Genomic DNA, 15,087 nt, shown 5'->3' with positions numbered 1-15,087 from the left:
AATTTAACTGTATGAAATCCATTTAATGTCCGTTTAGACGGAATTTCATGGAAATTATCTGGAGGAAATCCATTTATTCGCAGCGAGAATGGCAAATGAGCAATACAAAATTCCACTCTACTCTTAAACCACGACTAGCTGCCCATCACTTCCCATCCCCCACCAACACAAAAAAACACCAGACCATGTCGGGTGCCTCACACTGGGTAGCCCCAGTCATTACTATGTGATTCTACTCGCCTAATGCTTCAATCTTCTTCTCGATTCGAGCTCCTGCTTCAAAGCTTTTTCCACTAGTTCGGCCATCATGTCGAATTTCTCAGCAACCGTGTAGGGTGACAAAGCCCCGCAGTGCGAACAACGCTGCGTATGGATTTCTGTTGGTTTCGAGCACGATTTGCAAGTAATCATGAGAAGTTGTCCCCTTTGTGTAAATTAGATACATCTATTATACACATCTGGAGAGCAACACACACCTTTAGTTCGAGCGGAACGTTCGCGGTGAGCTTCCGTATTTCTGCTTGAACGCTCTCTCGAAATGCGTTAATGTATTGAATCCTGAGGCGAAGCAAATTTCAGTAATTGGAATGTCCGAGGCTTGCAGAAGTGATTTGGCAAATTGCAACCGTAGCCCTTGCAAGTAGATTTGGAACGAAATGCCGGTCATTTTGTGAAAAACGAGACTAAAATAATTCGGCGCCAATCCAGCTTGCTTAGCAGCATCCTCCAACCGAAGTTCTTCCCGAAAATGATGATGCATATAAACAAGCGCTCGTTGAAGCGTTGAGGACTGAGACGGCATGGCCTGCAATTCAGGCTGATCATTACGTTCATGATAAGTTCGAAATAAATACAAAAGGATTCGCTCGAAAGCTCCTTTGATCAGAATAGAATGTCCTGGCTTCTTCATTTGAACCTCATCGCGAATCAGTTGAAACTCAGACTCTATAATCTCATGATGCGTTTCGTTCAGATCTACCATATATTCCGCAACTTGCCCAAACATGAATTCTCGCAGTTCTTGATCCAGCAAATCCTCATCGAACACTAGATTATACAGCTCCATGGGCTCATTCGGATACGAATAGATTTCGTGGAAATCAGCAGGAGTTAACAGAAACAAGCTGCCATTCCGCAGCTCATGCTCTGTTCCATTCACTATATTCATACCTCTGCCTCGAACTACAAAGCAAAGCTCATAGAATTCATGCCAATGAAGTTCATGACGCTCATTGATATACTGGAAGTAAATTTGAAAGGAGGAGGCAGGTTGAATAAATTGTTCATTCGTAAGTCTCACAGGTTGCTTTTTCATCCAAGTCCTCCTCATTCCACATTTCGTTTATCATAAGATTTCCATGAATGAAGTCTAAATCCCTTCTACTTTACGTTCGCATAAATATTTCCTGCTAGATCTTTGCCACGAGCGAGCCAAACTTTGAAGTTTGGATTTTTATCCGCGTAGACCTTCGTATCCGTAGAGAAATAGCGCATCGTGTAGCCACAGCGACGGAATTCGCTCTTGTTCGGATCCGCACCATGAATAATTCGTGAATCATGCAAGGAGCATTGACCTCTTTGCAGTTCAAAATGAACAGCAGTCGATGTGTCCATATTTTTAATCTGCGTACTAAAGAGATTCTTCTCACCGTCTACTTTCTCATATTCGGAGAACCCATTGTTGTGTGTGCCTGGAATAACTTGCATACACCCATTTTCCTTCGTGCTATTATCGATGGCTAACCAAATCGTAATGATATTATCGAAGTTACTAACGCGGCCCTTCCAATAAGCAGAATCCTCATGCCATGGCGTCGCTCGTCCAACGAACGGATCCTTGCATATAAAATGGGAAGACCACAAACCAATGTTAGGTCCGATAATAGGTTCAACGAGATCCAATACTTCATCTGCTAAAAGAAATTGTAATAGACGCTCTTCACGGAAATGCGGTGTGTCTAACTCGTCTGAGAGTTTACTGCCTTTTTGCTTCAGTTGATCTTCAAATAGCTCCGTTAACTCGGCTAATTTCTCTGGGGAGAATACTTGTTTCTCATAAAGAAAATACCCATTCTTTTTATAAAATGCAACTTCTTCTTGTGTTAATTTACTTGTTAATTTACTCATTGTAACCCCTCCTGAAAGTGTGATCTTATCTACACACTAACTATATCCTGAAATAGGATGCGGAGGCTTATCGTAAGCTTAGAAGAAGTTAGCGTATCTTCAGGTTCTTAACATTCTTATACCCAGAACCAGAATACAAGCAACAACATCGTAAAGCGAACGATCTCATAAGAAGTGTCTACAGCCACGACTAGCCAACTTTTGAACTGCCAAACCTTTTTACCCACTGTAAACGGAAGCGTGTAACCTGCTGCTAATAGCATAGTGAACCAAAAAGCATTCATTAGACTATCGCCATCATAACCAAATGCTTGTCCACCTGTTTTCCATAGCTCTAAACAACCTGCGAATGCAATCGAAGTTATGAAAGATACAAGAATATAAATCACAAAAGACTGGATTTTATCCGCTTTACTTACGTTAAGATTGGTTTGTTCTCCCTTGCCGTACATGTGCTTCTGATAAGGTTTGGCCCATATAACAGCCATCCAAAGAAAACCTAACACTAAAGATAAAATCCCCGTAACAAATACGGCCCAATAATTAATTTCTTGAAATAACATTTTCAATCTCCTCTTTACCCATATGTAGTTATACGAAACCTTTTGGTTTCGTTTTTCATTATATACAACCATTTGGTTTCATGTCAATTCCTATTTTTGTAAAAAAGTATGCAGATGTCTAATCGTTTTTCATGAAGTTCCACTCTTGTACATATCAACCATTCACCTAATGACATATGCATAGAATTAGATAAACCTAAACTGGTTTATGTGAGGTGAACTTTCGTATTCACAGTAGTTCGAAGAGGTACAAAAGTGGATCATTTTAGCAATTTCGCAACATTTGTAAGGGCTTAGAACGTACAATTCACTTTAAAATACGTGATGGAGTGATGGTGGTGGAAAATTATCAAGTCGTACCCTGGATAAATGATGTCTTGGATCCAGGTGTCGTTGCTAACATGTATGTTCCTCCTGGTTTAGAGATGCTGGCACGAGAGGTCTTGGGACATTATGACTTTCAAGTCAATGATATGCTCTTGATTACCTCCAAGCCAGATAAAGGCGGAGCTATTTGGAAAATCGGCACAAGTAAGGGCAATCTTAGTATTAAATGTTTGCACAGACGACCTAGAAGAAGTCTTTTCAGCGTTGGTGCTCAAGCCTACATGTCTGGTTTAGGTCACAGGGTTCCATCTTTTATCCCTACGAAAGAAGGCCATTACTACGTTGAAGCAGGTGGTAAACTCTGGATCGTGACAGACTGGATTGAACCCCTGGTGCCCGTATCAAAAATCGACCTAGATGGAGCTTCTCAGCTGTGCTTTGGCTTAGGTGAATTCCACAAAAACTCAAGGGGTTATGTCCCTCCTAGCGGTTCGGAGAAATCCTCACGCATCTACGGCTGGGGCAAATATTACGAAAAAATAATCGCCAAAATCGGATGGTTTCAAGATATCGCTCAGGCTTACTCTGAAACCGCTGCAAGCGCAAGCTTACTTGCCGTCATTGAGGAATTCAAGCGGCAGGCTAACGACATGTACCTTCGTTTCCAAAACTCCCCATACAACGCGATGTTAGCCAAAGGTGAACCCCACTGGGGACTTGCCCATCAAGATTTCGGATGGTCGAACGGTCAAATGGGACCTGGCGGCATCTGGGTTATCGACTTAGACGGCGTTTCCTACGATTTGCCTATACGTGATTTACGTAAATTGATCACAAGTACCATGGATGATATGGGCGTGTGGGATTTAACATGGATTCGTGGCATGATTGACGCTTATCATCGTGCTAATCCTCTTGATCAAGAAACCTTCGAAATCTTGTGGATCGATATGGCTTTTCCTAATGAATTTTATAAGCATGTCAAAGAAATCGTGTTTGATCCGCAAGTATTCCTTGACACTGAGCTTGCTTCGATTCTTCAAAGAGTCATGACTACTGAAGCAAGTAAATGGCAAGCGTTAACGGAGCTTGAAAAAGATAAGGCGAATTACCCTGCTGGAGACTACTCAGCGGATTATGTCAAACCGACCTTACAAAATCCTGCAGTTATTCTTCCTGGCGATGTGTTGACACCTATTTATTCCGATACGCCTACAACACCTGTTACACCAGTTACACCAGTTACACCGGTTACACCTATAACACCTGCTACGCCTGCTGTTGAAGAGATCATGCCAACTCCACTTATGCCAGAACCCGTTTATGCTGAGTTACCTGAAGCAGCAGAACCCGTTTATGCTGAGTTACCTGAAGCAGCAGAACCTGTTTATGCTGAGTTACCTAAAGCAGCAGAGCCTGTTTATGCTGAGTTACCTGAAGTAGCAGAGCCTGTTTATGCTGAGTTACCTAAAGTAGCAGAGCCTGTTTATGCTGAGTTACCTAAAGTAGCAGAGCCTGTTTATGCTGAGTTACCTAAAGTAGCAGAGCCTGTTTATGCTGAGTTACCTAAAGTAGCAGAGCCTGTTTATGACAAGAAACCAGTCGATAAGAAAGTCCTCCCCGTACCTTATATCCAAGAGCCTGTTGCAGTCACCATTCCTTCTACAAGTAAGCCAAAAAGTGACTACGCCAAAACGCCAGCTGTATCTGAACCTGTCTCGATGCCATTTACACCAGAAACTGTATCTGCAGGAGATCCTGCTACTGTTACTGTGCCTCCAATATCATTACCTGCCCCAGCCCTCATCCCTGCTGGTGGACGGAAGCGATTTAAACTCCGTGTTCCAAGAAAGCGGCGCGTATTGAAGAAAACCAGAATCATCAAGAAAACCCGATATCTAAGACGCAGAAAACTAAAGAGACTCACCCAATGGAAGCGCGTCACAGGTATAAAGATTATCTGGGGTTACAAAACATGGCGTGCTAAGAAAAAAGTAAAGTCAATACGACGACCTCTTAAGAAACAAATGAAACGTAAACTGGGACTTAAGAAGCCAGTTAAACGTGCAGTGAAGCCAACTATGAATAAAACACAACAACCACGATCGAACATGAATGTACCGCCGCCGTGGAAAAAAAGGCAGATTCCACCTAGAAAAAGGACTGCTTGAGAAAGGAAGCTGTTAACTTGTGAACATTCTGATGATTTGTACAGAAAAGCTGCCTGTCCCCAACATTCGTGGGGGAGCAATCCAAACCTATATTGACGGTGTGGCTTCGCTACTAAGTAAACATCACAGAATTACCATTTTAGGTAGAACGGACCCTGCTTTACCAAACGATGAAGTCACGAATGGTATCCACTATGTTCGTGTGGAATCACATGGTCTACTTGAAGCTTACGCTACAGGAGTTGTCCAATTTCTACAAAATACGTCGGAACATTATGATATTATTCAAATTTTCAACCGCCCTTTACTAGTCCTTCCTGTGAGGGAAGTTGCACCTACATCACGGATTATTCTAAGTATGCATAACGATATGTTCAATCCCTTTAAGATCGACTTTGCCGAAGGGAATAAAGTTATCGAGCAAACTGAGCGTATAATCACCATTAGTCAGTATATTGGAACAGCTATCTGTGATTACTATCCCCATGCAGCTGGTAAAATTAAACCGATATATTCCGGCGTTGACTTGAATCGATTTGCTCCTTGGATGGAGTCAGAAAGTGCACGAAGTGCACGGGAGAGCCTTAGAGCAGAACACAACCTATCCAATAAGAAAGTCATTTTGTTTGTGGGGAGGCTTACACGCAATAAAGGCCCCCATGTGCTGGTACGTGCAATGTCTCAAATCAATCATCCTGATGCTGTACTCGTTGTTGTCGGTGGTGCCTGGTTCAGCGATAACTCCGTTAGTGACTATGTCGCTTACGTCAGAGCACTTGCCGTGCGCTCACCTCTGCCAGTCATCACAACCGGCTATGTTCAAGCGCAAGATGTTCACCGCTGGTTCTGCGCAGGAGATGTCTTTGTTTGTACATCTATTTGGCAGGAACCGTTAGCACGTGTGCATTATGAAGCGATGGCCGCTGGATTACCCTTCCTTACAACAGCTAGAGGTGGCAATCCAGAGATAGTAAAGAATAATAACGGAATACTCATCAATAACCCTGAAGATCCGAGCGAATATGCACAAAAACTAAATTCGTTGTTGTCTGATATGAACCATGCACGACATATGGGACTTAACGGACGAAGATTGGCAGAACAAAACTTCCCATGGGAACGTGTTGCTCAGGAAATTCTTGCCGTTTGGGAACAACGATAAGTACAAACATGGAGATTGTTAGTTAACTTAACTGGCTGTCCCAAAAGTAGATACTTCTACTTAGGGACAGCCCATTTGTTTGCCTGGCGTCTTAGAGCAAGGCGAATTAGCTACTTAACCTATTTTACAGGAAAAACCCCTTCTACGAGAATGGATCCTCTGCAAAACTAACAGAAGCCATAACAAGAGTAAGAGGTTTTCCATGAATGATTCAAGCAAATAACAAGCAGTCTACTTACTTGACCAAATCTCTTTGATATAAGTTAAATTCTACGATTTATGCTTCCTCTTCATCTTCATCTTCGTCGTCGTCATCGTCGTCATCATCATCATCATCATCATCATCGTCGTCTTCGTCTTCATCTTCTTCGTCTGACTCTTCTTCGCTAATAGCTGACACCGTTACTTCTTCATCTTCTTCATCTTCTTCATCTTCATCGTCATCTTCGTCATTTGATTCTTCATCTTCTTCATCTTCTTCATCTTCTTCGTCATCTTCTGCACCAAACGCCAATTTGGAACCGTCAGCTAATTCAATCTCAGCTTCATCAACTTCTGCCCAATTAATTCCAGTTCTTAAATCAGCGATTTCGGACAAATCAACTTTGTCTTTGTCACCGTTCTCAAACTCCAATGAGAGCTCTGTTACTTCAGGATGCGCTTGTAAATAACTCAATAATTGTTCTAAACTTTCCAAAAAAATCATTCCCCTCGTCATAAATTAGAAACTTTAATGTCTCCATGTATACTATGATATTTCCAACCTCATGCTTAGGCTCTTGATAGAGTAGATTGGCGGATTATGTTTGTCCCCTAGAAGATTTCCCATAAAACGTATACATATCAGCTTATTTTCCCTGTGAATAGCCCTAACATTTCATATTTCTTCATCATAAATTAATAATGTCTTCATATAGACAAGGAGGTAAAAGCTTATGAAAGGATTAATTCTCTGTGCAGGCAAAGGTACTAGACTCCAACCTTTTACCAATATAAAACCTAAAGGTCTGCTTCCAGTGGCGAATAAACCCTTAATTCATTATGGTATTGAAAAGCTAGTGGAATTAGGCATCGACGAGATCGGAATTGTAATACGGCCCAACCTTCATCCCATGTTTATGGATGAAGTAGGTGCTGGCGAAAGGTGGAATGTAAACATCACATATATTTTTCAAATTAATCCTTTGGGTATCTCAGACGCTGTAAAACACGCCGAGCCATTCATGAATAACGAACCCTTCATACTGCTTCTTGGGGATAATTTGATTACCCAAGATCTTCATGGCTTATGCCACGCCATTACACATGATAACCATGATGCAGCCATTCTTCTAAGAAAAGTGATGAATCCAAAGCAATTCGGAATTGCCCAAGTGAATAAAGATCGCATTATTGGTCTGGAAGAAAAGCCTTCAGAACCCAAGTCTGATCTTGCGGTTCTGGGGAGTTATGCGTTTAAACCAAGTATATTTAAAGCTGTAAATGCGATCAGTCCCTCCGCCAGAGGTGAATACGAAATTACAGATGCCATTCAGTGGCTGATTCATCAACAATATTCGGTATCCTATCAAACGACAGATAAAAACTTCTCCGATGTTGGAACTATGGAAGGCTGGCTGGAAGCGAATAGGTGGATGTTAAAGCAGCTAGAGGAGGAAGGTTTGTTAAAGACTCCATCAGAATCAGAATACCCAGGAACTACTATAATCCCACCTGTATGCATCGACCCAAGTGCAGAATTGATTAATTGTGTGATCGGGCCTTACGTGACGATCGGCCCCAATGTCAGACTTGAAAGTTGTATCTTAGAAAACAGCATTTTGCTAGAGTACGCCATTCTTAATCCTAACCACTATCCAATGACGAACTCGATTATCAGTCCACAGTCGGTGTTTGTGCAAAAAGACGGAGGGTCAGGAAAATGAACATATTAATTATGGGAATGGGATATGTAGGCGTTACAACTGGATTGGTATTTGCAGAACTCGGCTGGCAAGTTACGGGGTTAGATACGGATACAATAAAAATTCAAGCATTGTCAGAAGGTAAATTATCCTTTTATGAACCAGAACTGGATCAGTTATTAAAAAAACATATTGCAACTGGTAAAATCAATTTTATATCCTCTTCAGAAAAGGGGATTCGTGAAAATAACATTATTTTCATATGTGTCGGTACTCCTTCCGATAAAGATGGAAGCGCTGATCTCCAGGCTGTTCGTGGAGCCGCCCAAAGTATTGGCACTTACATGAATGACTATAAAATTATTACTGTGAAAAGCACAGTTCCTATAGACACAAATCGTAAATTAGTCGAGTGGGTCAAAGAATCTCAAATCCATCCCCACCCCTTCGATGTTGTTTCTAACCCCGAGTTCCTTCGGGAAGGCAGTGCCTTGTTTGATTCCCTGAATCCGGATCGCATTATTATTGGAAGCGATAATGAGCAAGCTGCTAGTGTCATTCAATCCTTATATGACAGCATAAAAGCCCCCATTTTTGTGACCAAACCTCGAACAGCGGAATTGATCAAATATGCATCGAATGCTTTCTTGGCAACTAAAATTTCCTATGTCAATGAATTAGCAAGACTCTGCGAATCGTTAGAGGTCAATGTTACCGATGTCACCAAAGGAATGGGAATGGATCAACGAATAGGTCCCCATTTTCTAAAAGCTGGGATCGGTTATGGCGGCTCTTGCTTCCCAAAAGACAGTATGGCTCTCTTATATACAGCGAAAGAGCAACAAGTTGAGCTGAGCATCCTTGAACAAGTTGTTGCTGTCAACAACTCACAGTCTTCATACTTTTTGAACATATGGGAACAAAAGCTAGGTGGATTCAGAGGCAAAACCATTGCCATTCTCGGCATTTCCTTTAAACCGAATACGGATGATTTAAGGGAAGCACCCGCACTATCCATTATTCAACAATTACAGCATAAGAAAGTGAACCTCAGAGTTCACGATCCTATTGCCAAGCTGCCTGAAGCTCTTCGCTCGGATACGACACAACAATTCGAAACACTTGCAATCACATTGCAGCAGTGCGACGCAGTCATCCTTTGCTCGGAATGGAAAGCGTATCGGGAGGCAGATTGGCAGCAGTTAAGAGCACTTATGAAAGATTATTATATTTTTGATGGAAGAAATACACTGGTCGGCAAAGAAATGACCAAGCTAGGCTATGCTTACTACGGCATTGGAAATAGATAATCGCTCTAAGATGGGAGGTTTACTGGTATGAAAATACTCGTCACTGGCGCAGCTGGGTTTATCGGATCTCATCTTTGTGAAAAACTTCTCCAGGATCCTAGCAACGAAGTCATTGGATTGGATGCTTTTGTTCAGAAATCACCAACCCCTGTTCTGGTAAGGGAATATAACCTTCGTTATTTACTGCCACATGCTCGATTCACTTTCATTAATCAGGATCTGTTGCATGTTCCGTGGTCGGAGATTCTTCCTGGTGTAGATGTTGTCTACCACTTGGCTGGAATGCCTGGCGTGCGTTCTAGCTGGGGAGAGGATTTCAAAACCTACGTCACCAATAACATCGAAGCGACTGGGCGGCTGCTAGAAGGCTGTCGTACGTATCCTATCAGTAAAATCGTGTATGCATCGACATCCTCCGTGTATGGCGAAAAAACGAATCAAGTGAATGAGGCCGCTACGACGGTGCCGCTCTCGCCATACGGGGTCACCAAACTCACTGGAGAACAGCTCTGTAAGGTTTATGCTACGAAAGATGATCTCCCTATCGTTATTTTGCGATTCTTCACTGTGTACGGTCCTAGACAGCGTCCTGACATGGCGTTTCATCGGTTTATCCAGCATATTCGGCAAAACAAACCCATCCCTATCCACGGGGATGGTCTCCAAACTCGCGACTTTACATTTGTTGGCGACTGTGTAGAAGCCATCGCAGCAACGGCCCAAGCAGAGAATATCATTGGCGAAACCATCAATATCGGAGGCAAAGAACGTGCCTCTGTCCTTGATTGCATCGCAATTCTTGAAGAGCTTTTTAATCGAAAAATAGACAGGCAATTTCTTGGCAAGGCCTCCGGAGAACCTCGTCATACCTGGGCAGATATCAGTAAGGCACAATCCCTTCTCGGTTATCAACCGAAAACCGATTTACGGACTGGATTACAAGCCGAAATCATGGATTTATCTCAGACTCCGTATTTATAAGGAGACGCACACTAACATAAAACTGGATGTTTCTACAATTAAGCGTTTGTAGAAACATCCAGTTTTTCTGTTGAAAACATCGACTATCTCCAGACTGCGTTCTACATAAATTCGAAATTTGGACAAAAAGTTGACTCATTTAACGCCGCGAAATCCATTTATTTGTAAATATAGGTAGAAATCATTCATTTTAGACATATCACATCCAGTTATTTGAAAATATCAAATCTAATCCCCCTTCAAATCGTCACAATTACAAGCGTTTCCATCACTTTTATTAACGTAAATCAGCATTTCCCTGCACATTCACGCTCTCTCACGGTTGCATTTCCCACTCTTATCGTTTATATTTTTATCTTGCTGGCTATCCTATTAGCATAGAATTCGGTTTTTTTAACAATATAAGCCAGTACATAAATTATAATGAGGTGTACCCAATGACATTGAAAAAAACAGCTGCAGGGCTTCTTATACTAACGATGGCAGTTACAGGCGCTGCTTGTACTTCCAAAGATTCTACAACTTCTCCTACACCTGCTGCGACAGCAACAGTAGCTCCGCAAGCAACAGCGGCTGTAACCCAAGATGCAACAAACATGAAAGGCTATATCGCTGCTAGAATTGCACGTGAAAAAGTAGATTACTTATTCGCTGAAGCCAAATCAGCAGACGGGGCTTTCGTCGTTAATCCGATTGCTGCAACAGATAAAGAGACAGCTAAGAAGTTTCTTGCTAGCTACGTCGATGCCGCAATGCTTGATACGTTAGTGAATCATTATGTAACAGATACGAAGGCTGGTGCGACGTACCTTACGAACACGAAGTCGTACTTCACTGACAATATTTTGACGACAAAAAAAGAAGAAATCACGTTTGATAAAGCCAACACACCTGAGCTCGTGAAATTCACGACAAAAGATGGCGTTACGTATACAGCGAAAAAAGTAAACGACAAATACCTTCTTTCCGAAGTGAAATAATACTTTCACTTCAACAATAGCCCAGCCCTAAAGAATGAGGGCTGGGCTTTCTTTTTTAACTAACTAATCTTCCCAAGTCTCCTCTACTTAAATGGGGATATTCTATTCCTCTTTGCAGCTAATATCGAGGATTTTCATCGATAATGGTATATCCATGAAAATTAACTACATCTTTTCCATTTAATTTAAATTTTCAGCCTAAACGAAACAATTTAGATGTACATTTTACAGTTAATCAATTGCCTCCCCCACGCCACTCACACAATAAAGAGCTAAGCATCCGCTTAGCTCTCTTACTTTATCTATTCCTTAAAATAATTGCTCTCGTGCATCCAATCCGCGATTTGGAACGATCGCAGAATATGATTTTTCTCCGCATCCTGCGCCTCGCCAACCAGCGTACCGTTGTTAAGAATAGTGAAATTCCGATTCGTATTCACGAGAATTTTGCCCATCGCGGTTGACTCGAATTTCGCTTTATCTACGCCCATCAGATAAGCAAGTGTAGGTAAGGTGTCGATTTGCCCCCCGATGGTGGGAATCTTCTCCCCTTGCATTCCTTTGCTGTAAATAATGAACGGGAGCTGCAGCGAATGCGTTCTCCAGGCTTCATTTTCTAAGGAAGGAATCGCGTCAACTTGGTCTTGATAGTACTTATGCACACCGGTATGATCGCCATATATGGCAACTACGGATTGATCTAACACCCCTAATTGATCCAACTTGTCTAGGAATGCCCCAATCTGCTTATCTGTATAGTTGATCGCTTGGAAGTAGGCACCCATGATCGTCTTATCCAAGCTTGGATCGAGATGAAGCGATCTTGTTTTCGCCGGTAAATCGAAGGGGCCATGGCTAGACAATGTAATGACATGCAGCATGAATGGGGATTGGACATTTGCCATTTTGTCCCCAAGCTGTCGGAGATAAGACTCATCAGACAAACCAAGACCGACGGTATCGTCTTCCTTATATTTCCGCAGATCCCAACTCGTTTGGTACCCGATATTATGATGGGCCTCAACCCAGTTCCAGCTCCCCGCTGGTTCCGAATGCGTGGAAATCGTCTGATAACCCCTACCTTCCATTAACTTTGGCAACGAATTATACGTGTTGGTTGGATACCGGAAGAAATTCGCACCCGATCGAATGGGGAACACCGATGTCGTCGTCAGCAAATCGCTATCTGAGCTCGTCCCATTGTTAACCTGCTCATAGAATTGGTTGAAATATAAACTATTACCTAGTAAACGGTTTAGGTTCGGCGTAATTTCCTGTCCATTCACCTTTTCACCAAGAACGAAGTTTTCAAGTGATTCTACCTGAATGACAATCAGATTCTTCCCTTGAAACATCCCTTTGTAGCTATTATCTGGAAGGCTTTCTGCGTTCCCTTTAAGCCACTCCTGCACTTCTGTGCGTTCTTGATCTGCAAGCTTGATACTGTTCGATGCACCGAACAGCCGTATCCCATCATACAGATGATAGCCAATCGGTGACATATCTGACATCGATTGAAAAGGAGCCCAGCTCAGATTAAAGAACATCATCTCGCCCTTCGATGTATTCTTAACATCAATACGATAGTGTTCGTAGGAAACAACGCCCACAGCAAGGATAATCAGCAGAGCCGCCAGAATCGGCTGCCTTTTGTTTTCACGTCGGCGCGATAGAATCGGTGTGTTTCTAAAGCGAAAAAGTGCGACCGCAGCAATCACCACAAGATCCACAAAGAACCATAAATCAAACGCGCGTATAAATGTCCACAGATTATAATCGAGAGGATTAAATCCATTGGGATGAGCAAGAAAACGAAGGGATAGAAACGCTGAATAGGCTCTGTAATACACTAAATCGCAAAACAATACTAAACTAAACAGCACCTGTACACAGAGCAAATAGTTGCGACGCCCTCTTTTTTTGAAGAAGAGTCCAAAGGCGACGACAAATACGATGAACATCAGATGTGACATGACAGATGGGATGGTAAAATACATTTTGCCAATATTAATCCCTGCCATATCTGGTGCATGAAGAGCTGCCAACAAGAGCTGGGACTTCCATAGAATTGCAAAGAACGTATACACGGTCAGCTTTTCGCTGCTCAGGACTAACCGAAGAACATGCACAATCGTGTTACGGACGGTCTTTCTTTTATAGGATGATAATTGCAGCAAAAACGGTTCACCTCATACCTCTTGATTTTAAGCCGATTTCCCCATTTTACCACAAGTTATTCGCGTATGTTGCTTACAAATATTGCAATCTAGCGACAAGCCAAGGGCAATAAACCGTTCTCCACATAAAAAAGAACCTGAGACGAGTGCCCCAAGGTTCTTTCAACTGGTACGTTCTCCCATAACAACTAATCGTCACTTGATATAAGTTAACAAATTATAGATCAGTACTGCAGCTTGAGCACGATTCGTCGTCTCCTTTGGAAACACCTGATTGTCATAGCCATGGACCAGCCCTATTTTAACCAACGTAGCAACACTTGTGAACGCATAATCAGATAATAGCGAGACGTCTTCAAATATGGTTAGATCAGATTGATCTCCTGTATGGGTGAGATGATTAGATATGCGTAATGCACGATCTGTGAGCACCATCATATCCTCTCTCGTAATCGAAGCTTTAGGATGAAACTGATTCACTTCGTCTCCTTGCACAATGCCCAACTCTCTTGCAATAGCTACGGGCTGTGCATAATAAACATCAGTTTCAATATCATCAAATGGTTGGCCGACAGTCCCCTTCAAGCCAAGCGCTCTCATCAAAAGCACAAGGAAGTCCGCACGCGTCACCGCCGAAGCAGGACTGAACTGTCTCTCACCAGTGCCATTCACGATGCCTTGGGATGCCAAATCTTCAATCGCCGCCACGGCCCAATCGAAGGAATCAAGATCATCGAAAGCATATGGATGATGTATCGTAAGTGTGGATCTCGTATTGATTTGCTTGGTAAAATTACCAAGATTAGAATCTACAATCTTCACACTGCTTAGTGTAAGTTCATTGTTCCCATTCTGGATCGCTTGAAAATGCAACTTGAATAAAGGTTGCTCACCTTCTAATCCTTTCCCTTTTCCAACCTTTGTATGCGCAAGCTGAATATGTGCGTCCTTCACAATCGGCGGAACAGAGAACCCAGGTGCATCGGATTTGGCATCTATTAATTTTAACCTTGTAGGATCATACTCCAAATTAATTTCGAAAGCATAGACGTCGATTAATTGATGTCCCGCAATGAGCACTTCAATGGTATCGCCATAATTCGGCATTTGTGAGGAAACCTTCATCGTAAATGTGCCTGACTCATCGGCCTCAGAGGCCGAACTGGTTGTAGGAAGAATCCAACTTAAGAAGAGTACAAGTACGAAGCTTACTTTCATCCATTTTCGCAAAACCATGTTCGATTTCCTCCCTCAGCAATCAGCACTCGGTATTCAGAACTCAGAACAATTATCCTTGCAATGTAAGATCGCCCGCCATGAAACTATACGAAATGTATCATAGCGGGCGATGTGGATCCTGCTTAACCTTGCTTACATCTTATTGA

At 42.3% G+C, this 15,087-nt stretch carries 13 protein-coding genes; 6 read left to right on the top strand and 7 right to left on the bottom strand.

Going from position 1 to position 15,087, the window contains the following annotated elements; all coding sequences use genetic code 11:
- Nucleotides 1–240: 240 nt before the first annotated feature.
- The 4 genes from ASL11_RS36370 to ASL11_RS10210 form a co-directional block, all read right to left on the bottom strand.
- Nucleotides 241–411 carry a hypothetical protein gene (locus tag ASL11_RS36370; RefSeq protein WP_157256877.1) on the bottom strand — a complete coding sequence of 57 codons (171 nt, stop codon included), beginning with the start codon at nucleotides 409–411 and terminating at the stop codon, nucleotides 241–243.
- 67 nt (nucleotides 412–478) lie between these two features.
- Nucleotides 479–1,315 (bottom strand): helix-turn-helix domain-containing protein, encoded by an 837-nt coding sequence (locus ASL11_RS10220; RefSeq protein WP_056613139.1) that lies wholly within the window; start codon nucleotides 1,313–1,315, stop codon nucleotides 479–481.
- 65 nt (nucleotides 1,316–1,380) lie between these two features.
- Nucleotides 1,381–2,127 carry a phytanoyl-CoA dioxygenase family protein gene (locus tag ASL11_RS10215; RefSeq protein ID WP_056613137.1) on the bottom strand — a complete coding sequence of 249 codons (747 nt, stop codon included), beginning with the start codon at nucleotides 2,125–2,127 and terminating at the stop codon, nucleotides 1,381–1,383.
- Between the two features lie 116 nt (nucleotides 2,128–2,243).
- Nucleotides 2,244–2,690 carry a DUF1761 domain-containing protein gene (locus ASL11_RS10210; protein WP_056613135.1) on the bottom strand — a complete coding sequence of 149 codons (447 nt, stop codon included), beginning with the start codon at nucleotides 2,688–2,690 and terminating at the stop codon, nucleotides 2,244–2,246.
- Nucleotides 2,691–3,028: 338 nt separating this feature from the next.
- Here ASL11_RS10210 and ASL11_RS35715 point away from each other — a divergent pair, with 338 nt between their 5' ends.
- A complete protein-coding gene (locus ASL11_RS35715; protein WP_082595361.1) occupies nucleotides 3,029–5,188 on the top strand; it encodes a CotS family spore coat protein in 2,160 nt (719 codons plus the stop codon).
- Nucleotides 5,189–5,207: 19 nt separating this feature from the next.
- Entirely contained in the window at nucleotides 5,208–6,350 is a 1,143-nt protein-coding gene (locus ASL11_RS10200; RefSeq protein WP_056613133.1) for a glycosyltransferase family 4 protein, read from the top strand.
- A 277-nt stretch (nucleotides 6,351–6,627) separates the two neighbouring features.
- Here ASL11_RS10200 and ASL11_RS36365 read toward each other — a convergent pair whose 3' ends face one another.
- Nucleotides 6,628–7,047, bottom strand: a complete 420-nt coding sequence (locus ASL11_RS36365) for a hypothetical protein (RefSeq protein ID WP_056613132.1) — start codon at nucleotides 7,045–7,047, stop codon at nucleotides 6,628–6,630.
- A gap of 238 nt (nucleotides 7,048–7,285) precedes the next feature.
- On the opposite strand from ASL11_RS36365, the gene ASL11_RS10190 reads away from it, so the two are divergent.
- From ASL11_RS10190 to ASL11_RS10175, 4 genes are all read left to right on the top strand, one after another.
- Nucleotides 7,286–8,275 (top strand): sugar phosphate nucleotidyltransferase, encoded by a 990-nt coding sequence (locus tag ASL11_RS10190; protein ID WP_056613130.1) that lies wholly within the window; start codon nucleotides 7,286–7,288, stop codon nucleotides 8,273–8,275.
- Complete coding sequence (locus ASL11_RS10185) at nucleotides 8,272–9,564, top strand: UDP-glucose dehydrogenase family protein (protein ID WP_056613128.1); 1,293 nt, start codon at nucleotides 8,272–8,274, stop codon at nucleotides 9,562–9,564. The genes ASL11_RS10190 and ASL11_RS10185 overlap by 4 nt, the downstream gene beginning before the upstream one ends.
- A gap of 27 nt (nucleotides 9,565–9,591) precedes the next feature.
- On the top strand, nucleotides 9,592–10,545 hold the full coding sequence (locus ASL11_RS10180; RefSeq protein ID WP_056613126.1) for an NAD-dependent epimerase/dehydratase family protein: 954 nt from the start codon (nucleotides 9,592–9,594) through the stop codon (nucleotides 10,543–10,545).
- A gap of 437 nt (nucleotides 10,546–10,982) precedes the next feature.
- A complete protein-coding gene (locus ASL11_RS10175; RefSeq protein WP_056613124.1) occupies nucleotides 10,983–11,525 on the top strand; it encodes a hypothetical protein in 543 nt (180 codons plus the stop codon).
- 302 nt (nucleotides 11,526–11,827) lie between these two features.
- Here the strand turns inward: ASL11_RS10175 and ASL11_RS10170 are convergent, their stop codons facing one another.
- A complete protein-coding gene (locus ASL11_RS10170; protein WP_056613122.1) occupies nucleotides 11,828–13,702 on the bottom strand; it encodes an LTA synthase family protein in 1,875 nt (624 codons plus the stop codon).
- Nucleotides 13,703–13,897: 195 nt separating this feature from the next.
- Nucleotides 13,898–14,938: an S-layer homology domain-containing protein gene (locus ASL11_RS10165; RefSeq protein WP_056613120.1), complete on the bottom strand. Its 1,041-nt coding sequence runs from the start codon at nucleotides 14,936–14,938 to the stop codon at nucleotides 13,898–13,900.
- Nucleotides 14,939–15,087 lie beyond the last annotated feature (149 nt).

This window comes from Paenibacillus sp. Soil750 (genome assembly GCF_001428045.1).
Lineage (GTDB): Bacteria > Bacillota > Bacilli > Paenibacillales > NBRC-103111 > Paenibacillus_E > Paenibacillus_E allorhizoplanae.
Note: the sequence above shows the minus strand (reverse complement) of the source record. Positions and strands in the feature narration are given on the sequence as shown.